General features: G+C 69.7%; 24 protein-coding genes and 1 pseudogene. 9 read left to right on the forward strand and 16 right to left on the reverse strand.

Annotated elements, in window-relative coordinates; genetic code table 11:
- Window positions 1-188: 188 nt before the first annotated feature.
- The 4 genes from ACN27D_RS17970 to ACN27D_RS17985 are packed head-to-tail and all read left to right on the forward strand — an operon-like array spanning window position 189 to window position 4,411.
- Window positions 189-2,666 carry a nitric-oxide reductase large subunit gene (locus tag ACN27D_RS17970; RefSeq protein WP_421499561.1) on the forward strand — a complete coding sequence of 826 codons (2,478 nt, stop codon included), beginning with the start codon at window positions 189-191 and terminating at the stop codon, window positions 2,664-2,666.
- Window positions 2,663-3,325, forward strand: a complete 663-nt coding sequence (locus tag ACN27D_RS17975; RefSeq protein WP_421499562.1) for a hypothetical protein — start codon at window positions 2,663-2,665, stop codon at window positions 3,323-3,325. Before ACN27D_RS17970 ends, ACN27D_RS17975 begins: the two co-directional genes overlap by 4 nt.
- Entirely contained in the window at window positions 3,322-4,137 is an 816-nt protein-coding gene (locus ACN27D_RS17980; RefSeq protein WP_421499563.1) for a slipin family protein, read from the forward strand. The genes ACN27D_RS17975 and ACN27D_RS17980 overlap by 4 nt, the downstream gene beginning before the upstream one ends.
- On the forward strand, window positions 4,127-4,411 hold the full coding sequence (locus ACN27D_RS17985) for a hypothetical protein (RefSeq protein ID WP_421499564.1): 285 nt from the start codon (window positions 4,127-4,129) through the stop codon (window positions 4,409-4,411). The genes ACN27D_RS17980 and ACN27D_RS17985 overlap by 11 nt, the downstream gene beginning before the upstream one ends.
- Window positions 4,412-4,544: 133 nt before the next feature.
- Here ACN27D_RS17985 and hemG read toward each other — a convergent pair whose 3' ends face one another.
- The 7 genes from hemG to ACN27D_RS18020 all read right to left on the reverse strand — a co-directional run bounded on the left by hemG (window position 4,545) and on the right by ACN27D_RS18020 (window position 11,430).
- A complete protein-coding gene (gene hemG, locus ACN27D_RS17990; RefSeq protein WP_421499565.1) occupies window positions 4,545-5,909 on the reverse strand; it encodes a protoporphyrinogen oxidase in 1,365 nt (454 codons plus the stop codon).
- 93 nt (window positions 5,910-6,002) lie between these two features.
- Complete coding sequence (locus ACN27D_RS17995) at window positions 6,003-6,698, reverse strand: YwiC-like family protein (RefSeq protein WP_421501165.1); 696 nt, start codon at window positions 6,696-6,698, stop codon at window positions 6,003-6,005.
- Window positions 6,699-6,772: 74 nt separating this feature from the next.
- Window positions 6,773-8,149, reverse strand: coding sequence for a multicopper oxidase domain-containing protein (locus ACN27D_RS18000; RefSeq protein ID WP_421499566.1), 1,377 nt, complete (start codon window positions 8,147-8,149; stop codon window positions 6,773-6,775).
- Window positions 8,146-9,384: a hypothetical protein gene (locus ACN27D_RS18005; RefSeq protein ID WP_421499567.1), complete on the reverse strand. Its 1,239-nt coding sequence runs from the start codon at window positions 9,382-9,384 to the stop codon at window positions 8,146-8,148. Before ACN27D_RS18005 ends, ACN27D_RS18000 begins: the two co-directional genes overlap by 4 nt.
- Window positions 9,381-10,526: a hypothetical protein gene (locus tag ACN27D_RS18010; protein ID WP_421499568.1), complete on the reverse strand. Its 1,146-nt coding sequence runs from the start codon at window positions 10,524-10,526 to the stop codon at window positions 9,381-9,383. Before ACN27D_RS18010 ends, ACN27D_RS18005 begins: the two co-directional genes overlap by 4 nt.
- Window positions 10,523-11,233 carry a helix-turn-helix transcriptional regulator gene (locus ACN27D_RS18015; protein WP_421501166.1) on the reverse strand — a complete coding sequence of 237 codons (711 nt, stop codon included), beginning with the start codon at window positions 11,231-11,233 and terminating at the stop codon, window positions 10,523-10,525. The genes ACN27D_RS18010 and ACN27D_RS18015 overlap by 4 nt, the downstream gene beginning before the upstream one ends.
- A gap of 53 nt (window positions 11,234-11,286) precedes the next feature.
- Complete coding sequence (locus ACN27D_RS18020) at window positions 11,287-11,430, reverse strand: hypothetical protein (RefSeq protein WP_421499569.1); 144 nt, start codon at window positions 11,428-11,430, stop codon at window positions 11,287-11,289.
- A 360-nt stretch (window positions 11,431-11,790) separates the two neighbouring features.
- Here ACN27D_RS18020 and ACN27D_RS18025 point away from each other — a divergent pair, with 360 nt between their 5' ends.
- The gene (locus ACN27D_RS18025) at window positions 11,791-12,078 is read left to right on the forward strand and encodes a DUF2249 domain-containing protein (protein WP_421499570.1); all 288 of its coding nucleotides are present in this window, start codon (window positions 11,791-11,793) and stop codon (window positions 12,076-12,078) included.
- Window positions 12,079-12,381: 303 nt separating this feature from the next.
- Here the strand turns inward: ACN27D_RS18025 and ACN27D_RS18030 are convergent, their stop codons facing one another.
- The 3 genes and pseudogenes from ACN27D_RS18030 to ACN27D_RS18040 all read right to left on the reverse strand — a co-directional run bounded on the left by ACN27D_RS18030 (window position 12,382) and on the right by ACN27D_RS18040 (window position 16,385).
- Window positions 12,382-13,389 (reverse strand): Acg family FMN-binding oxidoreductase, encoded by a 1,008-nt coding sequence (locus ACN27D_RS18030; protein WP_421499571.1) that lies wholly within the window; start codon window positions 13,387-13,389, stop codon window positions 12,382-12,384.
- A 249-nt stretch (window positions 13,390-13,638) separates the two neighbouring features.
- Window positions 13,639-14,896 (reverse strand): annotated as a pseudogene (locus ACN27D_RS18035) (aminotransferase class V-fold PLP-dependent enzyme).
- 70 nt (window positions 14,897-14,966) lie between these two features.
- A complete protein-coding gene (locus tag ACN27D_RS18040) occupies window positions 14,967-16,385 on the reverse strand; it encodes a nitronate monooxygenase (protein WP_421501167.1) in 1,419 nt (472 codons plus the stop codon).
- A gap of 635 nt (window positions 16,386-17,020) precedes the next feature.
- Here ACN27D_RS18040 and epsC point away from each other — a divergent pair.
- Window positions 17,021-17,611, forward strand: coding sequence for a serine O-acetyltransferase EpsC (epsC, locus tag ACN27D_RS18045; protein ID WP_421499572.1), 591 nt, complete (start codon window positions 17,021-17,023; stop codon window positions 17,609-17,611).
- 35 nt (window positions 17,612-17,646) lie between these two features.
- Here the strand turns inward: epsC and ACN27D_RS18050 are convergent, their stop codons facing one another.
- The 3 genes from ACN27D_RS18050 to ACN27D_RS18060 all read right to left on the reverse strand — a co-directional run bounded on the left by ACN27D_RS18050 (window position 17,647) and on the right by ACN27D_RS18060 (window position 19,872).
- Complete coding sequence (locus ACN27D_RS18050) at window positions 17,647-18,120, reverse strand: hypothetical protein (RefSeq protein WP_421499573.1); 474 nt, start codon at window positions 18,118-18,120, stop codon at window positions 17,647-17,649.
- An 82-nt stretch (window positions 18,121-18,202) separates the two neighbouring features.
- Window positions 18,203-18,505, reverse strand: a complete 303-nt coding sequence (locus ACN27D_RS18055; protein ID WP_421499574.1) for a putative zinc-binding protein — start codon at window positions 18,503-18,505, stop codon at window positions 18,203-18,205.
- 128 nt (window positions 18,506-18,633) lie between these two features.
- A complete protein-coding gene (locus ACN27D_RS18060) occupies window positions 18,634-19,872 on the reverse strand; it encodes a TIGR04053 family radical SAM/SPASM domain-containing protein (RefSeq protein ID WP_421501168.1) in 1,239 nt (412 codons plus the stop codon).
- Between the two features lie 494 nt (window positions 19,873-20,366).
- On the opposite strand from ACN27D_RS18060, the gene ACN27D_RS18065 reads away from it, so the two are divergent.
- Entirely contained in the window at window positions 20,367-20,585 is a 219-nt protein-coding gene (locus tag ACN27D_RS18065) for a pyridoxamine 5'-phosphate oxidase family protein (RefSeq protein WP_421499575.1), read from the forward strand.
- A 1,051-nt stretch (window positions 20,586-21,636) separates the two neighbouring features.
- Here ACN27D_RS18065 and ACN27D_RS18070 read toward each other — a convergent pair.
- Window positions 21,637-22,188, reverse strand: a complete 552-nt coding sequence (locus ACN27D_RS18070; RefSeq protein ID WP_421499576.1) for a hypothetical protein — start codon at window positions 22,186-22,188, stop codon at window positions 21,637-21,639.
- A gap of 567 nt (window positions 22,189-22,755) precedes the next feature.
- On the opposite strand from ACN27D_RS18070, the gene ACN27D_RS18075 reads away from it, so the two are divergent.
- Window positions 22,756-22,944: a hypothetical protein gene (locus ACN27D_RS18075; RefSeq protein ID WP_421499577.1), complete on the forward strand. Its 189-nt coding sequence runs from the start codon at window positions 22,756-22,758 to the stop codon at window positions 22,942-22,944.
- Between the two features lie 257 nt (window positions 22,945-23,201).
- Here the strand turns inward: ACN27D_RS18075 and ACN27D_RS18080 are convergent, their stop codons facing one another.
- Complete coding sequence (locus ACN27D_RS18080; RefSeq protein ID WP_421499578.1) at window positions 23,202-23,813, reverse strand: hypothetical protein; 612 nt, start codon at window positions 23,811-23,813, stop codon at window positions 23,202-23,204.
- Between the two features lie 70 nt (window positions 23,814-23,883).
- Here ACN27D_RS18080 and ACN27D_RS18085 point away from each other — a divergent pair, with 70 nt between their 5' ends.
- Window positions 23,884-24,087: a hypothetical protein gene (locus ACN27D_RS18085; RefSeq protein ID WP_421499579.1), complete on the forward strand. Its 204-nt coding sequence runs from the start codon at window positions 23,884-23,886 to the stop codon at window positions 24,085-24,087.
- A gap of 72 nt (window positions 24,088-24,159) precedes the next feature.
- On the opposite strand, the gene ACN27D_RS18090 is transcribed toward ACN27D_RS18085, so the two are convergent.
- Window positions 24,160-26,214, reverse strand: a complete 2,055-nt coding sequence (locus ACN27D_RS18090) for a cytochrome c oxidase assembly protein (RefSeq protein ID WP_421499580.1) — start codon at window positions 26,212-26,214, stop codon at window positions 24,160-24,162.
- Between the last annotated feature and the right edge of the window lie 32 nt (window positions 26,215-26,246).

Raw genomic sequence — 26,246 nt, forward strand, 5'->3', positions numbered from 1 at the left:
AGCCGATGACGTGTCGGCGGAGGGTGTGGTGGTCGCAGGGTCATTGATCAGGAGGCGTGCGCGATGGTGACGCGCTACGAATAGCAGAGCCCTCCTTCCTGCCGCGCGCGCCGCAGGCGGTCGCGGGTAGTGCCCCGTCCGTCACCCTCCGTCCACGCCCCCTGTGTCAGGCCTTTCTCGCGCACCCGATGAGGGTACGGTCCGATACGGGTCGAGGTGCAGCGCTGGTGGGACGGAAGGCCGAGAACTTGTCTGGTCAGGTGCGGGTGAAGGGCTCCGGGCGGGCGGAGCTGAACCTTTCCAGGGGCTGGGTGCAGGGCGTCGCCTTGGTCATGGTGTTCGGGTTCTTCGTGATGGGCATGCTGGCGTTGCGCACCTATACCGACTCGATGCCGTTGCCGCAGCGGGTGACCGGTCCCGACGGCCAGGTGGTCTACAGCGGGGCGGACGTGACGGCAGGGCAGCAGACGTTCCTGCGTCGTGGGTTACAGCAGTATGGCTCGGTGATGGGTCATGGCGGGTACCTCGGTCCTGACTACACCGCTGAGTACCTGCGTATTTCGGCGGAGCACATCAAGGACGAGCTGACGGTCGCGGGGCAGCAGGAGCCCGTCGAGGCCGCCAAGCGGATGCTACGCGAGAACCGGTACGACGAGGCGAGCGGCGAGCTGGTGTTCACCGCGGAGCAGGTCTCGGCGTTCGAAGCGGCCACTCGGCACTACGCCGACTTCTTCGGCACCGACAGCACGAAGTACGGCCTCATCCCTCAGGTGATCACCGATCCTCGCGAGATCCACGAGCTGACCGCATTCTTCTCCTGGACGGCTTGGGCGAGCGCTGCGGAACGGCCTGGCCACAGCTACTCCTACACCAATAACTGGCCGCCGGAACGGCGCGTCGACAACACCCCGACCGCCGACATCGTGGTCTGGTCAGGCCTGTCGCTGACCGCCCTGCTGGTCGGCCTAGGCGCGTTGTTCGCGCTCTACGGGCGGTGGAGCCGCAACATCGGCTGGCACGCCGCCGAGCAGCCGTCCCTGGCGTTCCGCCAGCCCGGTGAGGTGCAGATCACCAAGGCGCAGAAGGTGACCGCGTGGTTCTTCTTCGTCGTCGCGGCGCTCTTCTTGGTGCAGGCGATGCTGGGCGGTGCGATTGAGCACTACCGGGCCGACCTGAGCACGTTCTTCGGCATCGACCTCGCGCAGGTGCTGCCGTTCAATTTGGCCCGTACCTGGCATGTGCAGCTGTCGCTGTTCTGGACGGCGGCGGCGTTCCTCGCGGCCGGCATTTTCCTCACGCCGATCATCTCGGGCCGGGAGCCGCGGCGGCAGCACTGGCTGGCGTGGGGGCTGCTCGGCGCGCTGGTGATCGTGGTGGTCGGCTCGCTGGCCGGCGAGGCGGTCAGCATTTTCGGCGCGGACTGGGCGAAGGGGTCGGTCTTCTTCGACCAGCAGTGGGAGTACCTGGACCTGCCGAGGTTCTGGCAGGCCCTGTTGATCGTGGGCTTGTTCCTGTGGATCGCGATCGTGTATCGCGGGATCCGGTCACGGCTGAAGACTGAGCACAAGCTCAACATGCCGTGGCTGTTCCTCTACGCGGGCCTGGCGATCCCGGCGTTCTACGCGGTCGGCATGCTGGCATCGACCGGAAGCCATCTGACCGTCGCGGAGTTCTGGCGCTTCTGGGTGGTCCACCTGTGGGTGGAGGACTTCCTCGAGTTGTTCACCACGGTGATGGTCGCGTACATCTTCGTGATGCTCGGTGTGGTCCGCCGGCGGGTCGCCATTCACATCGTCTTCCTCGACGTCATCCTGTACTCCGCTGGTGGCGTGATCGGAACGATGCATCATCTGTACTTCTCCGGCACGCCGGTGGAGCACATGGCGCTGGGGGCGTTCTTCTCGGCGCTCGAGGTGATCCCGCTGACCTTCCTCACCGTCGAGGCGTGGACGTTCCTGCAGCTGGGCGCCCGGCAGCAGACCCGCAGCAGTGCGCCGTTCCCGCACCGGTGGGCGGTGATGTTCCTGGTCGCTGTGGGTTTCTGGAACTTCGTCGGTGCCGGTGTCTTCGGCTTCCTGATCAACCTGCCGATCGTCTCCTACTATCAGATCGGCACGGCCCTGACCGCGAACCACGCGCACGGCGCGATGATGGGTGTTTACGGCATGCTCGCCGTCGGCCTGGCGTTGTTCGCGCTGCGCTACATCGTCCCGGCGGCGAAATGGCCCGACAGGTTGGCGAAGATCTCCTTCTGGTCGCTGAACATCGGCCTGGCGTGGATGGTGTTCGTGACGCTGCTGCCGCTGGGCATCCTGCAGCTGTGGCACTCGGTCAACGACGGGTACTTCGAGGCGCGCGCGTTGAACTACCTCACCGAGCCCGGCAACGCCCTGTTGGAATGGATGCGGATGCCCGGTGACCTCATCCTGATCATCGGCGGTGTGCTGCCGTTCCTGTGGATCACCTACCTTGGCGTCCGTCACGGCATCAAGGCGACGGCGACGCAGATGCCACCGGAGACGCTCTACGTTGAGGAGACCGCCGAGGCGGCGCACGACCGCACCGGCATTCCGGTCCGGGCCGGCTCTGCGGGCAGGGTCGCGCAGGTGCCCCGGTCGCGTAGCCGCTACGCCTCCGACCGGCGCGACGAGACAGACGAGCCGTGACCGGGTTCTCGGCCTCCGCCGTCGCTGTGGAGACGTGGCTGGCGGCCGGCTACTGCCTGGCTCTGGTGGGGCTCGCGTACGTCATCGACGCGCTGGCGCGCCGCGCGGCGTCGGTCTCGGAAGGCGGCCTGTCCGGCGGCTTCGTTTACCACCAAGATCACGACGCGTGGCAGTGCCCGCAGGACCAATGGCTGTGGCCGCAGTCCTTCGACGCGCAGAACCGCATCATGCGCTACCGCGGTACCCCGTCGGTCTGCAACGCCTGCCCGGTCAAGGCCACGTGCACGACCTCCGCCTCCGGGCGCGAGGTCCAGCGAGCGGTCGACTCGTGGCCAGCCTCCGAAGCAGCGAGGTTCCACCGTGGCATCGCCTGTGTGGTGGTCGTGCTCGGGCTGGTGTGGCCGATCGGTGTCGCGCTGACCGGACCGGGCTCCGACTCGCTGTTCGTCCTGATCATCGCCGTGGCGATGGCATCGCTGCTCAGCCTGCCGCTCTGGTCCCATCTGCGCCGCAACCCGGTGTTCATCCCCGAGGGGATGGCCCACCAATCGCTCGACGATGCGGTCGCCGAGCGGGAGGCCGCCGCGGACGCCCTGACCCGGCGGCGCTCCAGCTACGCATCCGACCGACGCGAACCCGGATCGGAGGTCCCCCAATGATCATCGCGAGCATGGTCGTCCTCGTGTTGCTGGTTCTTCTGCTGTCTTCGCTGCGAGTGCTGAAAGAGTACGAACGCGGTGTGGCGTTCCGGCTGGGGCGGCTGCGTGAGCCTCTCGGTCCGGGCGTCCGGCTGCTGCTGCCCGGTCTCGACAAGCTGGTCAGGGTGGACCTGCGAGTGGTCACGCTCACCATCCCGCCGCAGGAGGTGATCACTCGCGACAACGTCCCGGCCCGAGTCAACGCCGTCGCGCTGTTCCGCGTGGTCGACCCGGTGAAATCCGTGATGTCGGTGGAGAACCACGCGGTCGCCACCTCCCAGATCGCGCAGACCACCCTGCGGTCGGTCGTCGGCCGTGCCGATCTCGACACGCTGCTCGCTCACCGGGCAGACCTCAACGAGGATCTCGCAAAATCGATCGCGTCCATGACCGAGCCCTGGGGTGTCAAGGTCGACGTCGTGGAGATCAAGGACGTCGAGATCCCCGAGGCCATGCAACGGGCCATGGCACGCGAGGCCGAAGCCGAACGGGAGCGACGCGCGAAGGTGATCAACGCCCGGGGCGAGCTCCAGGCGTCGGCGGAACTGCGCGACGCGGCGAAGACCCTGAGCGAGAGCCCTGCGAGCCTGCAGCTGCGCTATCTGCAGACCCTGCTCGAGCTCGGTGCCGACCACAACTCCACCGTCGTCTTTCCTCTGCCGATGGACATCATCGGTCCGTTCCTGGACGCCGTGCGCGGCAGGGCCGTGCCCGGCGTCGACGGGTCTTCAGCCGTAAGCAACGCCGCGGAAAGGGCACATGATGACCACTGATCTCCATCCGAGTTCCGAGGAAGGCCGGCCGGTCCGGCTGACTCCGGTACCGGCGGGCGTCTGGCTGGTCATCATCGGCGCCGGGGTGACGGTCCTGGGTCCGCTCTTCGGTTTCCTGATCGGCACGATCCGCGGAACCGAGGGAGAGATGCTCGGCATGAGTCCGATCTTCCTGTTCCTCTTCCTCGGATTCCTCGTCGGCGGCGTCGGTCTCGGCATCGCGCTGCTCGGCGTCCGCCGCGTCCTCCGCAATCGGAAGACCATCGGGGACTGACCGGGAAGCGGATCCGGACTTGTCTCGGCGGCGGTGCCACGGAGCACGCGCCGAACCGTCACGGCGACGACCAGTCCGCAGTGTTCGCCGGTAGGCACGGCGTGCCACCGGGTCGCGTAGTTGCGCTGAGTCGTTACAGGCATTCGAGGTACTTGCATACCTCATCGGCGGCTGCCTCGCCGCTGCTGATGCAGGCCGGGATGCCGACCCCGTCGTACGCCGCGCCGGCGAGGGCAAGGCCGGGTGGCAGGCCGGCACGGACGGCCGCGATGCGTTCGAGATGCCCGGTGCGGTACTGGGGGAGCCCATTCTCCCAACGCTGCACCCAGAACGCAATCGGTGGTGGGAGCTCGGCACCGAGCAGCTTCCCCAACTCGGTGTGAGTCCGATCGGCGAGGGCGGCGTCGTCGTGTCGCAGTTGCTGCTCATCGCCGGCATGGCCGAGTGAGGCCCGGATGATCACCGATGCGTCGGACGCACCTGGCGCAGGCCACTTGCGGGTGACGAATGTTGCCGCCTTGACCAGCGTGCCCTCCGAAGGCGGCACGAGAAAGCCGGACAGTTCCGGCAGCGGGGTGTCGAAGGGCAGCGCCACCGCGACCAGCGCAACGCTCGCATAGTCCAACGCGCCGATCACGGCCGAGCCGCAGGTGTCTCCGGCGCTGCGCAGCAGTCGCGAGGCCGCCGCGGCGGGAACGGCCAGCACCACCGCGTCGACGTCCTCTACGTGCCCGGTCAACGCCGCCGTGAGCAGCAGCCGCCAGCCGTTCCCCGTTCGAACCAGTCCTTGGACCTGCCGGCCGAGGTTGATGCGAGCGCCGCTCGCTGCGGCGGCTGCCCCGACGAGCCGGCTCTGCCCTCCGTCTATGGTGGCCAACACCGCTCGTCCGGGCACTCGCACGGTGCCAGCCTGTGCGGCCCGCACGGCCGCGGCGAGAGTGTGCTGGGTGCGTGCTGCCGCGGCGAGCGCCGGCATGGTCGCCGCGAGCGATAGCTGGTCGGCGCGGCCTGCATAGACGCCGCCCAGCAGTGAGTCGACCAGCCGGTCCACTACGTCGTCGCCGAAGCGTGCGCGGACCAGTGCCCCCACCGTAACGTCGTCGTGCGGGCCTAGCAGCGGTGTGCCGGTGTCGTGGTCGTCGCCGTCCGACTCGCGGGGGATGCCCATCAGCGTGCCGGCCGGGATCGGTTCGAGGCGTCCGCCGACGGCGAGAGCGGCCTGCCCTGTCGATGGGTGCACGAGCGCGTCGCCCAAGCCCAGCCGCCGGGCGAGGCGTACGGCTGCGGACTCGGCTCCGTCCGGTGAGCCGGTCAGGAACGCTTCGGCGCCGCGTTCCACGTTCGCGCCGGTCAGTTCACCAGTGCGGAGCTTGCCGCCGAGCACGCCGCTCTGCTCGTACACAATGATGTCAGTCTCCGGCGGCGCCTGGCCGCGGACCCGCACCGCCGCGGCAAGCCCGGTGATCCCGCCGCCGATGACTGCTACGCGTTTGTGCATGTCTTCCGAAACCCTTCAGGAGGCACGGCTTTTTCTCGATCCGAACGTGCAACCGCCGCCCCAAGGTTTGTCACCGGCTGGATCGGCGGGCACTCATCGGGTGGCCACGGTGGTGATGAGCACGAGCGTAGAAGTCACGATTTCGATGATGCCGACGTGTTTCGGTGTCAGCCGGTAGCGGGGAAGGACGGCCGAGCGGGCCAGCAGCAGAGCAACAACCGCGGCGATCGGGACGCTGAGACAGGCCGCCACACCCAGCGCGAAGACGTGGTAGATCACCGATGCCCAGTAGTACGACGCGCTGCCGCGCTCCCGGATCATGGTCTTGACGTAGAGGACCGTTCCGGTGAAGTACAGCAGGACCACGGTGAAAGCCGGCGTGACCGGGCTGAGGCCGGCGCCGGCGACGCTGGCTGCGACGAAGACCATGAGGCAGCTCTGCACGACGAAGATGAGGTCGTTGAGCAGCGCCCGTTCCCGGCGGCGCCGAGCGTAGAAAACGTTGAGGGCCAGCAGCAGCGCGTAGGCGGGGGCGTAGGCCAACAGCTGTGGTCGGACGGCGACGACGAGCAGGCAGAGCGCGGCGGTGATCGGTCCGTACAGCAACAGTTGCGGCCGGAACCGGGACAGCCGGCGCGTCTTGACGGCCTGCAAGGCGTAGTAGGACAGCAGATAGCCGGTGAGCCATGCGCCGAGCAGCGGCACGTGCGCCCAGTGGAATCCCGCGACCAGGACCCCGGCGAGCCACGGGACGAGAAGCATGGCCCAGGCGCCGTGCTGCGGGGGGATGAACTGCCGTACCGACCTGCGCCGGGCCGGCCGCCTGCGGGTGCCGGTGGTGTTGCCGGTTCTCATCTGGCTGTTCACCTGACCTGGATGGCGCCGCGCGCGCCCCGTTCGGCGTCGACCATGAGGTGACTGACGAACGGGTACTGGCCGGGTTCGGTCAGGACCGTTTCGACGAACCCGCCGGCTGCCGGGGTGAGGTCGAGTACCTGCGCGGCCCCCGGGTCGCTGCGGCGTAGCTGCCATTGGCCTTCCCGGTACACGGTGTCGAAGTGAGCGCCGACGACGTGGAAGGCGCTGGTGCGGTTGGGGCCGGCGTTGAGCACCCAGATGCGCACACGCTGGCCGGGGTGGGCGGTCAGCGGACGGTGGGCGTACTGGGCGACGTAGCCGTTGAACACCACGGCATCGGGCTGCTCGGCCTGCATCTTGGCTAGGTCGCCGGGTTCGCCGTCGCCGCCGAGGTACAGCTCGGACTGTATGAGCACGTATTCGCGGTCCACGGCTGGCAAGTCGGGTGGGTCGATGATGACGGCGCCGTACATGCCGTTGCCGATGTGGTGCAGCATCGGCATGGTGGAGCAGTGATACATCCAGATCCCGGCCTTGGTGGCGGTGAATCGGTACGTGAGGCGCTGTCCGGGGTCGATCGGTCGCATCGGTTCGTCGGGGGCGAGAGCACCGGCGTGGAAGTCGACGCCGTGGTCCACCGTGCCGTCGTTGATCAGGGTGATCTCGAAGGTGTCGCCGACACGCCCGCGAAGCACCGGCCCGGGCGTGGTGCCGTTGAACGTCCACAACTTCTGTCGTACGCCCGGGGCGACCTCGCGCTGCACCTCGTGCACCCGCAGGCCGAGGCGGTGCAGCCGTCCGGCGGGCCGCGTTGGTGCGGTCGCGTCGCGGGCGACGAAACCGTCCCCCGGTTGGGTCATCGCGTCGAGGGCGGACCTGGTCGAGCCCGGGGCGGTCGTGTGGTCGTGACCGGCGGCTGCTGCTGGCGCGGTGGTGCCAGTGGCGGTGATGGTCAGCCGCATACCGGCCTGACGGTGGCCGGGTAGGGAGCACCAGCCCTCGACGGTGCCGCCGATGACACCGGCGTCCAGGCGCGCGGTGTGGCCGCTCGCCAGACTGGGGGACTTCGGGCCGGTGGCCAGGACGAGGTCGTGGCGGCGCCGGTCGGTGTTGGCGAGTTCGATGATCAGCCGGTTACCGGCCGGGACGGTGATGGTGTCGGGGTGGAAGCGCATTCTGTCGGCGGTGACCGTCACGGTGGTGGTGTTCCCGTTCCAGCTCACGTCGGGCGTCGCGGAGGCGAGTGTGGCCTGAGGGTTGGTGATGCGTTGGGTCGCCGCGCCGAGCAGCACGGCGACCAGGACGAGCGCGAGGCCGGCCGCGACGCCGCCCAGCGGGTGGGTCTGGGCGGGTGCCGGTGGGGGTGGGTGGGATGGTGTCATGGTCGTCTCCGGGCGAGCAGGATGCGGACGGCGGGAATGAGGAACTGCAGCAGGGCGGCGAGGATGAGCAGGGAGGTGGTGATCCGCACGTACGGCGGTGCGGGTAGGACGAAGACGACTAACGCGGCGTTGGTCATGGCCACCCGCTGCGCCCAGTGCCGGTCCAGCCGGCTCGTGCGTTCCCGCACGACGGCCGGGCCGCCACCAAGTGCCACGGGCAGCAGGTACGCCATCGCTCCGAGCAGGGTCTGTGCGACGAAGCCGACCAGCAGCGGGACCAGCACGGCACTGAAGCGGTCAGCCGCCGCTGCCGGGTAGGGGGCGGACAGCAGCGTCCATGCGTCGACGCCGAGGGCGATGAGCAGCCAGCCGCCGGCCGCGGCGATGGACCAGCCGGGGAACGAGGCCGGTGTCTTGCGGCGGGCGGTCTGCACGGCGGGGCGGGCGATGAGCCCGACGGCGACGCCGATCACTCCCAGTCCGCCGGCGGCCAGCATCGGCCACCAGGCGAGCACGGCGATGCCGAGTACCGCGAGCCCGGCCACGGCGACCGGCAGCGCGCGGCGAGCGGCGATGGTGGCGCCGTCGGCCATCCGGGTGCGCAGGATCGTGGGCCACAGCGTGAGCAGCGTGCCGAGCACGGTCAGCGTCACCCAGCCGAGCAGGTTGACCTGGGCGTGGAACAGCAGCAGCCGCGGCCGGCTGTCGTCGTCGACGAGCATCCAGGCGCCGACCGGAACACCGACCAACAATGCCGCTGCCGCAGCGACGTAGTAGTGCACGGTGACCGCGAACCGGGCCGGCAGCGCAGCCCTCAGCTGCGCGCCGAGCCACCGCAGGTGCGCGACGACCGCGGCGAGCACCAGCCCGGCGCCGACGACGCCCGGCCACGGCAGGTCGGTCGCGCCGCCAGCCAGAACACCGACCACGCCCGCGTTGAGCAGGACGAGCCGCAGCGCCTCGCCGCGTCGGCCGGCCGATGCCGTTGCGCGCAATACCGCGGTGGTGAAATGGGCGCTCCAAACCACGATGGCGTTGGTGACCGCGCCGAGCAGCAACAGATGGATGGCCAGCCACCGCCAGGACGGCAGAAACGGGTGGATCAGCGCGACGGCGACCAGCGCCGCCAGGTACGCCAGCGGCAGCATGCCGACGCGGCGATGCCAGCGGGCCCGCCCGGTGGAACCGGCATCGGTGTCGGCCTGCTGCGCGTCGTTGTCGGCGGTGGGCTTCATGGCCCGGCCACCACAGCGGTCGGTCGACTCGTCGCAGCGGCCCGCGGGACTTCCGTCGGTGCCCGGCGCAGCCACGACACGGTGACAGCGCAGGCGGCGAAAGCAAGCACCGCGACCACGTTGACGACGCCGGCCCAGCGCCACACCCGATCCATGCCCGCCGCGTCACCGAGACCGACGCGCACCAGCAGCGAGGCGTGCAGCAGGACCAGCGGGACGTACAACACCCGGTGGTAGGGCAACGGCCGGCGCAGCACGGCGGGCAGGATCACCGGAGCGTGCACGAAGATCATGGACATGGTGAAGCCGAGGAAGACCGCGTGCAGCGTGGCGTCGTATCGGGGGCCTTGCAGGGTGGTGCCGGCGCCGGCCCACAGCAGCCCGGCCAGCGTCAGCCATCCGTAGCCGGCCAGCAGACCTGCAGCGATGTATCGGGGCAGCGCTTTCGCTTGCACTGTGTGTCGGGCGACGTCGAAGACAGCGAGCCACGTCGTGACCGCGAGCAGCCCGGCGCCGAACAGGTGCGCTCCGCTCGCCGGCCACAGCGTGCTCGCGGTGGCGCCCGCCAGAACGGCGGCCAAGACGGCCAGGAACCAGCGCTCGGCGTGCCGGTCACGTATCGCGACGTGGGCCAGTTCGAGGCGCTCGCCGGCGATGGTCGCCACCACGAACACCACCATCCACGGCACGAGCTCCGCTATCGCGTATCCGGCCAGCCACAGCAACGTGGCCGCGTACCAGCCGAACGCGCCGCTGGCCTGGGCGAGCAACGCGGTGCTGGGCTGGCGACCCCACAACGCCCGGCAGATGCCGAGCAGCACCACCGACGCCATCATGAGCAGCGTCTTACCGGCCAGGTTGGGTCCGGTCGTTACCAGCACCAGCGCGCCGGCGCCGGAACACGCGGGGGCCAGAAGCGCCCATCGGGTGCCGAGCGCGGTGGTGCGTTCCAGGGCGATCAGGGTGCCGACGAAGCCGAAGACCATCAGCGGCCCGTGCACCTGCTCCACCGCCGCCGCAGGGGCGGGCACTGCGGCGCCGAGCAGCAGCAGGCCGGTGTACAGACCGGCCAGCAAAGCGAGGGCTCCGGCGGCCAGCGCGGGCAGCCGCCACCGGACCGGCACCCCTGCCGAACGGCTCACGACGGCTTTCCTGCCGCTGGGCGCAGCGCGGCCGGCAGCCGTACGACACACGCGGCCGGAGCTCCGAAGGGCTCCAGCATCACAGACTCGTGAGATGTGCCGGCGCGTTTCAGGATTCCACGCACGACGCCGAGATGGAGCCCGCACATGGCATCGGGGTTCTGACCCACGAGTTTCAGGAACGGGCAGGTGTACAGGTTCACCTGCGCGCCGTCGGCGGTGTCGGGCGGCTGACGGCGAGGACGGAAACCGAGCCCGTCCAACACGGTGATCACCGAGTCGACCGGATCGTCGTGAACGGGACTCACCGCGGCCAGATGGCGGCCCCACCCCTGACCCACCTGCGCCGCGGCCTCGCGGACATCACTGCCACCGCCGGACATCTGCTCCAGCAAGGCGGCGGCCAAAGCCCGGTACGGCGTCGGCGCTGGATCTGCTGCTGTCGCCCGATAGCGCCACGCGGGACGGCCCGGCCGGCCGCCGCTCGCGCGTGCCTTCACCAGCAGCGCGGCTTCGGCAAGCCGGTCCAGATGCGCACGGGTGGTCGACAGATGCTGCCCGGTCCGAGCCGCTACCTCGGCGGCCGTGACGCCGCTCTCGGCCTTCCGCACCAGCCGCAGGATCGTCACCCGGCTGTTCGAGCCCAACGCCCGGTAGAGCGGCGTGTCGATTGTGTCCCCGGTGGGGCCTGGCCGCCGTGTTTCCATGATGGTTAACGTTATAACGCTGAACGGCATCAAAACCATTGGAAGGTTCCATGTCACACTCCGATCAGATCGCCGCTCAGCAAGCCGCGGAGGCCGTCGTACGCCACCACAGCGAACTCGCCGCCACCCTGACCGACCATGTCACCCGGCTGATCACCGCCGCCGACGCCGGGATCCTGCGGCACGTGTGGGCTCACCGCGATGAGCTCACGACGTGGCTACACGACGAGTTGCTGCCGCACGCCTATGCCGAAGAGACGGCGCTGTACCCCGCCGCCGCGGACCTGTCGGCAGGGAAGCTGCTCGTCGACGGCATGCTTGGGGGAACACCGCGTCATCGCCGCACTGGTCACCGACCTGGAAGCCGCAGCGTCTCCCGTCGTGGCGGCAGCTGCCGCCCGCGCCCTGCAGGCGGTGTTCACCGGCCACCTCGCCAAGGAGAACGATCCGGTCGTGCCGCTGGTCGCCGCCGACGAGGTTCCGCTGGCCGGACTGCTCGACGGCATGCACGACCTCACCGGCGTGGAAACCGGCTTGCCGTCCGGGGGAGGCTGCGGATGCGGCGGCGACGCCCCCGGCGCGGCAGGGGCGAGGCGCCGACGCTGGCCATCGATCCGCGGCTCGACGTGCGCGACCTGCCGCACGGCGAGCGACACGCTCGCGTGCTGGCCGCCCTTGAGGCCCTGTCTGCCGATGCTGCGATGGTTCTGGTCGCTCCGCACGCCCCGTTGCCGCTGCTGGCGGAGGTCGAACACCGCTATACGGGGCAGGTCGCCGGCGAATGGCTGCAGGACGGCCCCGAGGTCTGGCAGATTCGCCGGCACCGGCAGCCCGTCCCAGCCTGAACGCGCCTTGACGATAGCGCCTGGGCGGCACCTTGCCGTCCAGGCGGGCCGGCATGGCCATCGCTCGGCTGCTGCGACCGGTGGATGTAGAGACTCTCGATCTACTGCGGGAACACATCTGCAAGGAGCATGGCGGTGTGTCTCCGGCAGCGCTGATCACCTTCAACAGCGCCGACAGGGACAGCGTCGACGCTGTCTGCACCAGATCGGGCAGTCCTCTGCCCTGTTGGCGAACGGCGACCGGCGATAGCGCGACGCCTCGACAACCATCTGCTTCGGAAGGCCATCCGCCCATCGCGGACGTTATGTGTGCGAGGGCAGGAGGACGTCGGATAGTGGGCGGCGAGGTGTGGTGGCGGCGGGACGGCCGTACCCGATGCGCAGGATCATCTGTGCCCAGATGCCGTTGGCCGTGTCGCTCAGCTGCCTACGGACGGCGGGGACCTCGACGGGTTGGCTGATCGGTGTGGTCGCGAGGTTGAAGTGGGTCGCGGTCAGCAGGACGCGTTGCAGTGCCTGGCCGGCGCGGACCCACTCCAAGGGGTCGTCGCCGGTCGTGGCCAGCACCATGAGCGTCGGATGGATCTCGAACGTTTCGGGCGCTCTGGTGAGGTGCGGCTGCAGGAGCCCGAAGTCGCGGATTGGCATGATCTCCATGGCATCCCAGGGGCCGATCGCCGATGGCGGTATGCCGTCGTGGTGCAGGACGCGGTGGGTGGTCCAGCGAGCCAGTTCCGCGCGGTATCCGCCGGTAGCTCGTTGCCTGCGGTCGGCGGCCTGGGACAGGCCGATGATCGAGTTGCGGCTGACCGGGTTGGCAACCGTCAGCACAGCGGCCTCCTGCCGGGCGGCGTCGATCAGCTGCTCGAGCGTTTCGGCAGGGACGGCGCAGGAGGTGAACGGGTATCGATTGGTGTGCCGGTGCGGAATCGCCGCGACGAGCGCCTCCTCTGCAGGGCTGGGCGGTGCGCGATGCCCGACGGTCACCCGCGCCACCAGGTCCGGCTGTCCGTCATCGGGAAAAGCGCCGACGTCCGCCCGGTAACCTGCTCCCCGCAGTGCCAGGGCCAGGGTGGAAACGGCCGCGCCGACGCTGATCAGCAGTTCCCGGCCGGTCGGGTCGAGGACTTCCAGTCGTCGGCGCCGGTCGGCGTACACGTCTATCACGCCCGCGCCGATTCGGAACAGCCATGGCTGACTGTTGTGCAGCGACGGTGCCGTGGTGGCCGACCGGATGCAGTTCTCTATCGCCTCCCGCTCGGACGGCGGGGGCCGGATGTCATCCGGCGATGGGGTGTGTCTGTCAGTCATCGTCGCTCCTTGGCCGGACGCCGGCGTCCGGCCGTGGCCAGCGCTGCCGTTTCGACTCGCTTCGGTGAGTGGTCGACTGCCCGGTGCCGATCACTGTGCCGTTGACTGTCGGTTGCTCACCTGAGCATCGGCGGGAGTTCCCCGCTAGAGGAAGAGCCTTCCGGCCCTATGCCGCGGTGCGTCGCGACGTGCGTGTACTGATCGCTTTGGGCTTCATCTTTGCCGTCAGGACTGTTGCGGAGAGGCTATCTATGGCGTTGCGATAGCGCGCACCGCGGTGACCAGTCGATGCACGTGCTCAGCGCTGGTGCCCGCGCCGAGGCTCGCGCGTATCGCGGTGCTCGGCACTGCGTTACGCGCGTCGAGGAGGTGGCGGGTCAGCGGGTGCGCGCAGAACAGCCCGGCGCGCACCCCAATGCCGTGCTCGTCGGCCAGCTGTTGGGCAACCTGTGCGGAGTCGAGGCGGTCGATGGTGAAGCTGGTGATTCTGACGCGCGGATGCGCAGGGGTGAACAGCCGCAGTTCCCGCACACCGGGGATGGTGGCGAGGCCTGCGCGTAGCCAGCCGAGGAGGTGGTGTTCCTGATCCACCAGGGCCTTCCAGCGCTGCGGGTCAGGACGTCGCATACGGCGGCGAGCGCGATCGCGCCGAGCAGGTTCGGGGTGCCCGCCTCATGCCGGGCAGGGCTCGCGGCCCAGGATGCCGTGCCGGCAGCGTCAACACGGGTAGAAGCGCCGCCGCCGCGCAGGTACGGCTGCGCGGCGTCGAGCCAGTCGGCGCGCCCGGCGAGGACCCCAGCGCCGAACGGTGCGTAAGGCTTGTGCCCGGACACGGCGACGTAGTCGACATCGAGATCGTCGAGGCTGACCGGCTGGTGCGCGGCGAGCTGCGCGGCGTCTACAGCCACGCGGGCGCCGTGCCGACGCGCGACCTGCGCAATGTCCGCGACCGGCCACACCTCCCCGGTGACGTTGCTGGCCGCGGTGACCGCCACCAACGCCGGGCCGTGTCGGTGCAGGGCCTGGCCGATCGCCGCGACAGCGTCGGCAAGGCTACTCGGCAGTGGTAGGCGGACCACGGTTCGCCAGGGCAGCAGGTTCGCGTGGTGTTCGGCGGCGAACGTCAGCACCACGGTGTCGGCCGGCACGGCGTGGGCGAGCAGATTCAGCGCGTCGGTGGTGTTACGAGTGAAGACGACCTCGTCGCCGGGGCGGCAGCCGAGGAACCGGCGCACGGTCTCTCGGGCCTGCTCGTAGGCCTGCGTGCACCGTGCGGACAGCAGGCCCGCGCCTCGGTGGACGCTGGCGTACGACGGCAACAGCCGGTTGACCGCATCGGCCGCAGCGACGGCGCACGGCGCGGTCGCAGCGATATCGAGGTTCGCGTACGAGACGTCCGGTTGCCGGTCACCGGCACCGTGATGTCGGCGCCCAGCACCGGCAGCGGCTTGGGCGACGAGGCGACGTGCACCGGAGCAGGGGTCACTGGAGCAGGAAACGGCGACATGGCGACTCCCGAGGTGTCCTGGACCGGCCCGCGCGGATTGTGCGGCCCGGCCCGGCGCGACCCGCCCACGTCAGTCGACGACTTCAAACCCGTTGGGCGTGCTCGGCGCGGCGAGCAGGTACCGGACGACATCGGCGGCAGCGAAATCCTCGGTCTGCCGGGTCAGGTGGGGCAGAAAAGTGAGGTCCTGTCCGAGGGTCACCAACGGCGGCTCGAGGTAGGCGTCGGCGCGCCGTTGGCCGAGGCCGATCGTGGCGACCAGGCCGTTGCACAGACACCGGCTGCCGACGGTTTCCTCGACCGCTCCGCCTTTGCGCACGTACTCGTCCACCGGTTCTGCCGGGCACCGAAAGCCGACTGCGCCGTCAGGCCGACGGTACGGTGTCCGAAGGTAGCCGAGGTCGCACAGTCGTGGCCGGTCGGCGTAGACCTCGTCGTCCGCGACAGTGCCCTGCAGGGAGACCATCTTGAAAGGGAATCCCGTCGGGGACGCCCGGACATCGTTGCGCACCACCAACGCGTCGTAGCCCGCTTCGCGCAGCAGTTGTCGTTTCAAGCCGCTGTCGAGGCCGGATTCGCGGCACAGCGCGAACGCCGTCCCGACCTGGATGCCCGCTGCGCCCGCGGCTTGGGCAGCGGCCAGCCGCTCGGAACTGCTTTGCCCGCCGGCAAGCCAGAACGGCAACCCCAGGGTGGCAACCTTCGCCACGTCGATCCGGTCACGCGGCCCGTACAGCGGCTCCCCGTCGTCGTTCAGGGCAAGCCGGCCTCGTGGCCGGGCGCTGTGTCCGCCGGCGACCGGTGTCTCCAGGACGAACCCGTCCGGGCGGGTCGCCGCGTCGCGGGCGAGGTAGAGGGCCAGGGTGGCGGAGGAGACGATGGCCAACAGCCGTGGCCTGCGCAGCGGCCCCGCCGCCTCACCCAACACCTCCTGTGGATTGAGTGCGACGTGGTGATCTTCGCCCGGCAGGGCGCCGTGCACGGTCACCGGCAACCGGACCGGGCGATGATCGGCCAGCGCGTCCAACAGGCCGGGGATCTCGGTCGGCAGACCCGCACCCATCAGGACGTAGTCGACGCCGGCGAGCATGGCTCCGTACACCGCAGCCGGGGTGGCTGTCTGAATTTTCTCGAGATAGTTCACCCCGATCACCCCGTCATGGCCCTCCTTGGCGAGGAACACTTCGACGAAGTTGGCGACGACGGTCAGCTGCTGTGCGTGGCGTCGGGTTCGCAGCCCCAGTTTGGGCACCGGCCGCATCGGACGGCCATCGGGCAGCCCTCCGGCAACGAAGTAGCGGTCCAGCACCGCCTGGGCCAGCGCCGGGATCGGGAACTGCATCAACGCATGCCGGACATGACCGCCGTCGTCGCCGGTCTGCAGGCGCCGCGCGAGCAGCGAGTCGAGGGCGACACCCGAGACGACCCCCAGCTGTCCGGTGCGGGCTACGGCCCGGGCCAGCCGCCAGCTGGAGACACCCACGCCCATCCCGCCCTGAATGATCGCCGGGTCGCGGCTCGGGTAAGGCGCCGCCTCCGAGGCACTCACCGGCGCCGGCCAGCGCCTGACACGGCGACCCGCACCGACAGGGTGCCGGTCGCCACGCGCGCAGGAGCTGGACCGGTACGCGCCGCCACGGTGTTCGCCATCCTTGGTCTCCCGTCCTCGCCCTGGCGGCATCGGAGAGCTCCTGACGTCCGCTCGATGGGATCATGTGGAGCGTGCGGACACGTGGGGTGGCTCTGGCAGAGGCAAAGGTCCTGTCAGATGGGTGATCTTCCTGTCCGGGCTGGATGGCCGGGGCTACCGGACGGCCGGCGCAGCTTCGCTGACCCCCGGCGTTGACGCCGTGACGGGACCTTGGACCCCTGATCGTGGCTGTTGTGCAGCCCTAGGGTCGGTCGCATGGATGAACCGAGCGTTGATCGCCCGTTGGCGGGTTGCCGGTTCGCCGTGCCGATGAGCGGCCAGCATGTGCGCCGTGTCTTCGACGAGTGGTGTCGGCTTTCCTGACAGGTCACCTTATGCTGCCGGCAGGTGGTTCCCGCCGCCCCGCACCCGTCACGGCCGATGAACTCCTGACGCGGCTGGTAACTGCCGTCAGCGCTCACCGCTGCCGCGGTGTGGCTATCACCTCCTCCAGGGGAACGCCCGTGTTCGAAGACTTACGCGCGGCATGCCGCCGCGATCCTGCCCTGTCGGGCATCGCTGTGCTCGAGGTTCTGCTCTACCAGGGCGTGTGGGCGGTGTGGGCGCACCGGGTCGCGCATCGCCTGCATCGGTGGGGGACACCGCTGTTTCCGCGGACGGTGTCGCAGGTGATGCGGCTGTTCACGGGCATCGAGATTGATCCCGGTGCCCAGGTCGGGCGCCGGTTGTTCATCGACCACGGCTCCGGCGTGGTGATCGGGCAGACCGCACGGATCGGTGACGACGTGACGATGTACCACCAGGTCACCCTCGGCGCCCGGGGCTGCCCAGCCGACAGCACGGCCGCCCAGCGTCATCCCATCGTCGGCGATCGGGTCGTCCTCGGCGTCGGCGCGACCCTGCTCGGCCCGATCCGGGTGGGCGACGACGTCCACGTGGGCGCGCACTGCCTGGTGACGCCCGACGTCCCGGCCGGTCGCCGGCTGCGTGCACCCACCGCCATCACCCAGTCTCACCACGGCGGTCTGCACCCCGTGTCCAACCCGACCAGGGCGCCAGCATGATCTACACCAACGTGACCGAGCTGATCTGCCGTCCATCAGGCTCCGCGCACGGCCAGTGCCAGGAACGCGGCGCCCATGGCGGTGAACACGGCACCCAGTGCGAGCACGAGCACGGTGATCTGCCAGGCCTGGTAGGCGCCGAGTAGCGCACCGCGCAGGCTCTGACCCATGAACGCGGTCTCGCGCAGCCGGGCCAGCCGTTCATCGGTCCGTCCGCCAGCCATCCATTCGTTGGCTATCTCGGAGTAGGTGCGGCCGCCGGTCGCCTTGGTCACGTGGACACCGATGAGGTCGGCGAACGCCCGCGCCTGCGTGCCTGTGTGCACGGGCGTTCCGGCGTAGCGGTGCAGTCCGGCGGGTAGGCCGTCGTCGGCAGGAAAGCTGATCCGCTGTTGCGTCAGCTCCTTGGTGATGCTTCTGCGTCCCACCAGGCCCTGCACGATCATGGCGGGGCCGGCGACGAGAAGGACTACTGCGGTCATGCCGAGAAGGATCGCAATCACGTCCACCAGCGTCGAGGTCCCGACGCCCGGGCGACAGGGCACGAAGTCCCACGATCGGTCCGGCCATAGGTCCCGTCGTGGCGCCCTTTTACGGGCAGTCGGAGGCAGACGCGGGCGCGTACGTGCTCGCCTCGGCGCCGCTGGATAGGGTCAAGGCAGCGGCGGCTTCGACGACCAACGGGAGTAGCCCTTCGGCTTCGACCTCGTCACAGTCGGCGTGCCGACGTAGCGTCGCCTCGACGCAGCCGGGCGGGCAGCCGTCCAGGGCCAGTACGGCGCGGCCCGAGCGCGCGAGGCGTACGAGGGAAGGTACGTCACCGCCGAGGCCGGCGACGCAGGACATCTCGGCGGCACCGAGGCGGTCGAGTTTGATCGCCAGGGCGTTCGCCATCTACGCCGCGCGGGAACAGCCCTAGCACGAGTAGACGAGCGGCACCTCACCAACCGGCCGATCGGTAGGGCGTACCGGGTGTTGACCGCCTCGGCCGGTATCGCCGGATCCCTGCCGGGTGCTGCTGGTCACGACTGGCCACCGGCAGCAGGCGGCAGGTCAGGCCTGAGCCCTGACGCGGCCAGCGCTTCTGCCAGGTCGGTAACGTAGGGAAATGAGCCGGGCCGATAGCCGCACGCCGGTTCTTCGGCATGGACGTCGCCGGTCACCGCGTACGCCCGGGCGCGGGATCCGCCGCATACGGTCCGGAACTCGCAGGCGCCACAGCGTCCCTTCAGCTGGGCGGCGTCGCGCAGGTCGGTGAACAGCGGCGTGTTGCGGTAGATGTCGGTGAGCCGTTGCGAGCGGACGTCACCGGCCGGTAGCGGGAGGAAGCCGCTGGGGTGTACCTGACCACGATGGCTGACGAAGACGAAACCATTGCCGGCGCTGACCTGTAGAGGTGGCCGCCGCGGCCGGTGTGGTCCGCCGGCCAGGCCCAGATCATCAAGGCGCTGCCGGAGCCGCTGGTACACCGGTCCCAGCTCGAGGGCCTCGACGGCGGGTATGCCGCGGCGGGCGAGGACCGCGCGCTGCAGGCAGACCCGCCGGAAGTGGTGGGCCTCGGTGGTCTTCACCGGGACGGTTTCGCCGAGATCGTAGAGAATGTTGAGAACGTCCTCGGTCTCGGCGGCGTCGAGGCCCGCCACCGTACGACCTCGTCCGGTGGGCACCAGGAAGAACACGCTCCAGAGCATGGCGCCGAGGTCGAGGACCTGAGCGGCGATGTCGGGCAGCTGATCCACGGTGCGGCGGGTGACGGTGGTGTTGATCTGGACTTTCAGGCCCAGTTCGGTGGCGTCGCGCCAGGCGCGGGCGGTCAGCGCGTACACCCCATCGACACCCCGGAACCTATCGTGCTCCGTCGCTGTGGCGGCATCGAGGCTCAGCGAGACCGCGTGGGCGCCAGCGTCTCGCAGACCGGCGAGTGCCTGCCGGGTGAGCGTCGGAGTGCCGGAAGGCGACACCGACACGGCCAGGCCGAGCTCGGTGCCGCGGCGGACCAGGGTTATCAGGTCGGGTCGTTGGAACGGGTCGCCGCCGGTGATGACGAACAGCGGCGCCGGATGACCGAACTGGGCTACCTGCTCCATGAGATCGCCGGCCTGATCGGTGGTCAGTTCCTGCGGGTCGCGCCGGGGCCGGGCGGAGGCGCGGCAGTGCCGGCATGCCAGCGGGCAGGCCTGGGTCGCTTCCCAGATGACGATGAACGGCCGGTCGGCTGTGGCGTGCCGCAGCTGGCGTACATCACGGCTCTGGCGGCGCAGCCTGAGGTCGGATGCGGCACGGTCGAGCGCGATGGACGGTTCGGCAGGCGGCACAGCGGCTCCTTGGTTGAGTACGGGAAGACTCTGCTTGCGGAAAGGTCCGCACCGACGTTTCCCGTAGTGGTTAACGTCGGCGCCACTTTGGCGGCCCGCTGACCGTGTTCTCGACACGCGTTCACTCTCGGTACGGCCCAGGCGATGAGGCAAGGGGAAAGACGCCATCAAAACGGGGGTCTAACGCCCCGAGATCTTCCGGATCTGCGGGGATCGCGGCTTCGGCGTCTGGCACCCTCCTGTGAGGTGTACACCGGGTTTTTGTTTCGTCAGTCACTCGTGCGCGTCCTGCCGATGGGTCCAGCGTCGGGACGCTCGGCCCTACCGCTGAGATCCCGTGGTCGTTTGTGTTGGACGTCTCAGTCCCGTCAGGGCTGGAGATGGCCCGACCGCAGAACGTATCGGCCGGCGCCTCGGCGGCCGATACGGCAAGGATTGTGATGGACGACCGACGCATACTGCAGGAACTGTCCCGACACGAGGCCCTGCGGCTGCTGGCCGGCGTCGCCATGGGCCGGGTGGTCTTCACACAGAGGGCACTTCCGGCGATCCGACCGGTGAACCACCTTCTCGATCAAGGAGGCGTCATCATCCGGACCAATCTCGCCTCGTCGGTCACCGATACCGTTATTCGGCGCCCGGACATCGCGGTCGCCTAGGAGATAGACGTGATCGACTCGGATACCCGGCAAGGATGGAGCGTGGTCGTCACCGGTATCGCTCGACTGGTCGACATCCCCGGGACCGGACCGGTACGAGACGTTGTTGCGCCCCTAGGTGCCGAACCAGGCAGACAATGTGCAGCGCATCCGCCCGGACATCGTCACCGGGTTCCGGCTTACGCCCCTAGCCGACTTACCGCTTCAACCATGCCGCATGGCCGCCCGGCAGAGGACCAACGACCCTCAAGGTCCGACCCGGTTGCTGTCACCGTAGCTGTCTGACAGCGAAATATTCGGCTACGTCGGCCGGTTTCGACTGCGGTGGTCCTGTAGCCATGCAACGGCGCTCGCTGCCGCGACCACCGTGCAGGCACCAAAGGTCACCGGCACCCGCCACGCGCCAGCCGGGTCTAGCGCTGTAGCCGCCGTCAGCCAGAGGCAGACCAGCGCAAGCAGGCACCACGCGATCGGGAACCACGGCACACCTCGTCGAGCTGCCAACGCACGCCCACCTAATCCGGCCAACCGTCTTGCACCAATCCGAGTAAGGATATAGAAGCTGGAGAATCACCATCAGCTTGGGAATCGGTGATATGCACCGTGAGCACCCATCCCGGATCGTGAATGAGTACGGAAGCGTCCAGGTCGCCGTTGCCCCTCGAGCACCGGGCACCCTGGTCATCGCTGGTCCTGGTGTCTGCTACACCAGGCAAGTCGACGGGACCACCGCCTACCTCCTCGTGTGGTCCCCCAGCGACCTGAACGGCCCTGGCCCTACCGAGCCGCAAGCACCCGCCGACCTTTACGGCGTTGAAATCACCGCCGCACACGACTGCGAGGCATGACGTTGATTTCGCTGGTCTAGCCGTCGGCCCTCTCGCCCAGCGGGGCTTGAATGCTTCGTCCCGAAAGAATGATCAGTCGCCGATGAGCTGGGCGAGCAGCCGTGGTGAGCTGGGGGCGCAGTCCACCACCGTCCGTAGGCGTCCGGCGTCGATCGCCCCGTTCGTCACCCAGTTGGTCACTCAGACGAGCGCCTCGTGCGTCATCACAGGTCTTCATCGTCTTCGTCTGGTGGCAGGTCGGTTTGCCACCAGATCCGCATCAGATACTGCTCGATGCCGGAGTGCTGTCGTTGCAGGTCGGCGATGCGCTCATCGTCGCCGTCAGTGCCCATCACCTTCAGAATCTCGTGGAAGGCCTCGTCTGCCTGCTCACGCCCGCGATGAAACAGCGCGACCGCATACCGGCCAGGCCCCCTTGGCGGGTCAATGCCAGAAATGGCCGTGCCGAAGATGTCGCCAACCTGCAAATTGCCGGTAGGACAGTCGAGGTCGAACGTCAGAGGGCCCGTCCATCCGGACGCGCTCAGGTCATCATCGGAGGCCTCGTTCCAGATCTCCACGTCGGCTCGTACCTTGATGAGGTCCTGGCTCACGACGATGTACATCTCGTATCCGGTGCTCGCTGCCACATTCTTGTTGGCCTCCCTGATAGCGGCCGTTGAGCCCACAGCGGCGTCGCAGTGGACGTCACGTAGGACGACCATCCGGTAGTTCGGGCTTAACGTCAGGCCATGACGGCTGTGTCGGGTCGGCATGGTTGCTCTCCTATGAACGGTCGACAGCTCCATACCCTCACACGGCAACCAAGAGCACCTTGCGGAACATCTTGCCATCCCGATGCTCCTATGGTGCCTGTCTCGTTTGACAGACCCCGCGTTCGTCGTCGATGCCTACTCCCGAGCGATCGCCAGCTGGTCTGCCCGCACGATGGCCCTCCGCGTGAAGGAGCCTGTCGGCGCTCCCGGCTGGATCAACGTCGTGATTCCGCGCATGTCGTCTAAGCTCGCCTGTTCATAAATAGAATGTGGCCAGTGGAGGGGCGAAGCTGTCGGCGGCTGGCCGGCGCTCGTCCTGGTCCTCGCCGTCCCGGTGCTGCTGGTGAGCGCTGTGGCCTGCATATCGGTGGCGGCGACGTCGGCGCCTGCCATCGGTGTGACAGCGGTCGCGGCGGCCGTCGTCCTGCTGGCTGCCGCCGGTGCCGCCGGCCTGTCGGCGCTGGCGATGGCGCGACTGTCCGTTCGCGTCAACACCTACCAGGTAGCCGTCCGGCTCCCCTGCTGCCGGGTCCCAGCGCGACGGTGCCGCTGCGCCAGGTCCGCCGGATGTCCGTTGTCCACGTGTCGGCCGGGCCGTGGACCATCTGGTGTTGCCCCTGGCCGGGCGGCTGGGGGCGCGCGGCGGTGATCCGCACCGGAGCCGCGCTCCGGCTGGAGCTGGCGTCCGGCCGCACCTTCGTGGTCAGCGTCGATGAACCGGAGGGAGCGGTTCGGGCCTTCCGCATACTGCGCTGACCACCGTCGGCCGCATCGGGTCCCTCGGCTCCGACCACTCAACGGCGCGCCGCTCGGGACGGGCGGCGCGCCGCCGCACGACTGGCCGTGTAGCGGTCACTTGCGACGGCCGGTGATGTGCTCGTCCCTCCGGGCCCGGACCGCTGCCGGACCCGTGGGCCGCTCGCGCGCGACCTGGACCCGCATGTACGCCGGAAGATGTACGGGTCGAGATGTGTCAGTCAGCCTCGGGGTGACCCGCCCTCCGATCCGGGAACTCAGGGACGGGATTCCTCGCGGTAGCGCGCGTCTTCGACATCGAGTTGGCGCTGGACATGCCGGCGGGTCGCCTCGCTGGCCGTGCCGGCGCCGTGCAGTCGCTCGAGCTCGGCTCGCTGAGCGTGAACCACGGTCCGGCGAAGGCGACGGTAGTCGGCCTCGACCTCGTCGGCCGCGCCCGAAGCCTCGTGTGCGAGTTCGACCCGGGCCCGCAGGCTGCGTCTGACTCCCTCGGCGACGACGGGCGCGACCGCCTCCATATCGGCCTGGGTCTCGACGTAGTCGACTCCCGCCTCGGCCAGGCGCAACCGCGAAGCGAGTTCGGCCTTCTCGTCGCTGGCCGCAACGGCCACGCCGGTCATCCGGACCAGCGGCGCCGGGGTGAATCCTTGCACCACCAGCGAGATGACGATGACTGCGCTCGCGATCACCTGCACCAGGTCGCGGAAGGGCAGTGGCGCACCGGCGGTGTCGGTGAGCGGGATGGCAAGCGCGGCGGCCAGGGGGACGACGCCACGGGCACCGGCCCAGGACAGCACCGCGGGGGCCCGCCACGCGTCTCGCAGCGACTCCTCCTGACGACCATGGCGCCAGCGACGCAGGACCGCCATGGGGGAAAACGTACGAGCCGCAGCGTGGCCGTGACCGCGAGAGCGGCGAAGAGCCAGGGATGCGCTACTCATGAACCGGATCGCGTTCGCCCGGGTGGCGACGATCGCCGCGGGCACCACCTCCGCCCAGCCTGTCGCCGCCGCGCAGAACAGCGGTGACGCCGACGCCGACAGCGGCAACCGCACCGTCTACGGCGTCGCCGGAATCCTCCTCAGCGTGGCAGGCCTGGCAGCCGGGCTCCTCGCCTACCGCCGCGGGAACCACGCGAACTGACTGCGTCGACCCTTCTCCGTCTTCTCGCGGACCTCAGATGCGGCGCGGAACAGTGACGGCAGCGCCGTCGGATCAGCTGCGGGTCGGGCGGTCGGGGCCGCGCGCGTCGATGTCGGCGCGTGTGGCGGCGGCCAGGAACCGGTTGTAGCGGGCTAGGTCGTCGTCCTCACCGGTGGCCTCGGCGCGGTCCGCGGCCCGGTCGGCCCGGCGCTGCTCACGCAGGTCGGCCCGGATCCACTGCCGAACCAGCAGGATCATGACGACGGCGGCGGGGATCTCGCCGAATGCCCAGGCGATGCCGGCGCCGAGTTTTTGGTCCTCGAGCAGGGAGGACGCCCAGGAGGGGTGGACGCCGAGGTACCAGTCGGGGGCGATGACGGTGGTGGTCTGCATGAGCGCGAGGCCGAAGAAGCCGTGGGCCATCATTGCCGCGAGGTGGAGGAGCACCAGGATCGGGTGGGGCAGCCGGGGCCGGCCGGGGTCGGTGCCGATGAGCACCCAGAACAGCAGGTAGCCGGAGACCACGAAGTGCCCCAGCATGGCCAGGTGTCCCAGGTGGGAGCGCATCAGCGTGCCGAGCAGGTCACTGAAGTAGAGGCCGAAGAGGCTGACGGTGTAGATACCGAGTGCCACCAGCGGGTGGGTGAGCGTCCGGGTGAGGCGGCTGTGCAGGGCGAGCAGCAGCCATTCCCGGGGCCCGCGTACCTGCGGTTCGGTGGGGCGGCGCAGGGCCCGTAGCGCGAGGGTGACCGGGGCGCCGCCGACCAGCAGGATCGGCACCAGCATGGACAGCACCATGTGCTGCGCCATGTGGGCGCTGAACAGCACGTACGCGTAGCGGGCGAAGCCCAGGCCGGTGGCGGCGGCGAGCACCAGCAGACCCCCCACCCAGCTCGCGGTGCGGGCCATCGGCCAGGGGTGCCCGGCCCGGCGCAGCCGGCGTACCCCGGCGAGGTAGCCGCCGATGCCGACCGCGGTGACGGTGAGGAAGAACAGGTCGGGTAGCGGCTGGCCGAGCAGGTGCGCAGGGGTGGGGGCGGCGGGCATGCCGAAGCCGAGCACCTCGGTCACCGGGTCGGCGTCGACCGGCTCGGTGACCGGCGTCGGGCTGCGGGACAGGGCCACGGCCAGGCCGACCGTGGCGGCGAAGGCCACCAGCTCACCGGCCGCGAGCCGTGCGAACGCGCCGCGCCGCCCGGCGGCCAGGGCCGGCAGGGTACGTGTGCGGTGCGCCGCGCCGAGCAGGCCGAGCACCACGAGCGCGGCCAGCTTGCCCAGCGCCAGCCACCCGTAGCGGGACTGCCACAGCTGGTCGAGCGCGCCGAGGCGTACCGCCGCGTTGGCCAGGCCGCTGACCGCGACGGTGACGAAGCACGCCAGTGCGAGCCGGCTGTAGCGGGCGGCGGCCCCCGGCAGGTGCCGGCTGCGCCGGATGGTCAGCAGCGCGGCCAGCCCGCCGGCCCACAGCGCGGCGGCCAACACGTGCAGCGCCAGGCTGGACACCGCGATCTGGTGGTTGCCCGCCCCGGCAGCGTGCCCGGTCAACGCCGGCGGCAGCAGCCCCACCAGCGCCGCCGCCGCAGCGAGCGCGGCCGTCCGGCGGAACAGTCCGACCCGGGCCGCCACGGCCACCACCGCTGCCAGCCCGGCCTGGGTGAGCAACGCTCGCCCCTGCGTGATGTCGACGCCGAAGCTGACCACGGGTGCCACGCCGAGCCGGCCGAGGGGGACGCCGAGCAGGTCGGAGACCGTGAGCACCAGCAGGGTCAGGGAGGCCGCCGCCCAGCCGGCCGCGGCGAGGCCGGCGCGGCGCAGCAGCAGCCAGCCGTGCGGGGAGACACTCGCCCCGTCACCGGGAAGCAGGAACGCCGCCGTCGCCGCGAAGCCGACGGTGAGGGTGGCCAGCCCGTCGACGAGCAGCCGCACCGTCGGCAGCGCCCATGTCGTGACGGGTCCTGGGTCGGGCAGGCCCGGGATCGCGGCGGCGAGCGCACCGCCGAGGCGCAGCGCCAGTAGCAGCACCGCCACCGCCGAACCGGCCGCCACCACCCCGACGAGCCAGCCACCCGCCGCCGGTCCGCTTCGGCCCGGGTTGGCCTGCCGGGCGGTTGTCGGGTTCCCGCCCACCCGTGCGGTGCTGCCGGACCCCGCGCCGACAG

Source organism: Micromonospora sp. WMMD1274, assembly GCF_049179035.1.
In the GTDB taxonomy this organism is placed as follows: Bacteria; Actinomycetota; Actinomycetes; order Mycobacteriales; family Micromonosporaceae; genus Micromonospora; species Micromonospora tulbaghiae.

What these genes read in the sequence shown, in the direction of transcription:
- ACN27D_RS18030 (WP_421499571.1), bottom strand. Translation starts at nt 13,389, where the DNA reads ATGACTGACAGACACACCCCATCGCCGGATGACATCCGGCCCCCGCCG.
- ACN27D_RS18070 (WP_421499576.1), bottom strand. Translation starts at nt 22,188, where the DNA reads ATGCCGACCCGACACAGCCGTCATGGCCTGACGTTAAGCCCGAACTAC.
- ACN27D_RS18085 (WP_421499579.1), top strand. Translation starts at nt 23,884, where the DNA reads ATGAACCGGATCGCGTTCGCCCGGGTGGCGACGATCGCCGCGGGCACC.
- ACN27D_RS18005 (WP_421499567.1), bottom strand. Translation starts at nt 9,384, where the DNA reads ATGAAGCCCACCGCCGACAACGACGCGCAGCAGGCCGACACCGATGCC.
- ACN27D_RS18040 (WP_421501167.1), bottom strand. Translation starts at nt 16,385, where the DNA reads ATGGGCGTGGGTGTCTCCAGCTGGCGGCTGGCCCGGGCCGTAGCCCGC.
- ACN27D_RS17985 (WP_421499564.1), top strand. Translation starts at nt 4,127, where the DNA reads ATGACCACTGATCTCCATCCGAGTTCCGAGGAAGGCCGGCCGGTCCGG.
- ACN27D_RS18055 (WP_421499574.1), bottom strand. Translation starts at nt 18,505, where the DNA reads ATGGCGAACGCCCTGGCGATCAAACTCGACCGCCTCGGTGCCGCCGAG.
- hemG (WP_421499565.1), bottom strand. Translation starts at nt 5,909, where the DNA reads ATGCACAAACGCGTAGCAGTCATCGGCGGCGGGATCACCGGGCTTGCC.
- ACN27D_RS18025 (WP_421499570.1), top strand. Translation starts at nt 11,791, where the DNA reads ATGCGGCGGCGACGCCCCCGGCGCGGCAGGGGCGAGGCGCCGACGCTG.
- ACN27D_RS18015 (WP_421501166.1), bottom strand. Translation starts at nt 11,233, where the DNA reads ATGGAAACACGGCGGCCAGGCCCCACCGGGGACACAATCGACACGCCG.
- ACN27D_RS18065 (WP_421499575.1), top strand. Translation starts at nt 20,367, where the DNA reads ATGGACGACCGACGCATACTGCAGGAACTGTCCCGACACGAGGCCCTG.
- ACN27D_RS18000 (WP_421499566.1), bottom strand. Translation starts at nt 8,149, where the DNA reads ATGACACCATCCCACCCACCCCCACCGGCACCCGCCCAGACCCACCCG.
- ACN27D_RS18075 (WP_421499577.1), top strand. Translation starts at nt 22,756, where the DNA reads ATGTCCGTTGTCCACGTGTCGGCCGGGCCGTGGACCATCTGGTGTTGC.
- ACN27D_RS17970 (WP_421499561.1), top strand. Translation starts at nt 189, where the DNA reads ATGAGGGTACGGTCCGATACGGGTCGAGGTGCAGCGCTGGTGGGACGG.
- ACN27D_RS17980 (WP_421499563.1), top strand. Translation starts at nt 3,322, where the DNA reads ATGATCATCGCGAGCATGGTCGTCCTCGTGTTGCTGGTTCTTCTGCTG.
- ACN27D_RS18080 (WP_421499578.1), bottom strand. Translation starts at nt 23,813, where the DNA reads ATGGCGGTCCTGCGTCGCTGGCGCCATGGTCGTCAGGAGGAGTCGCTG.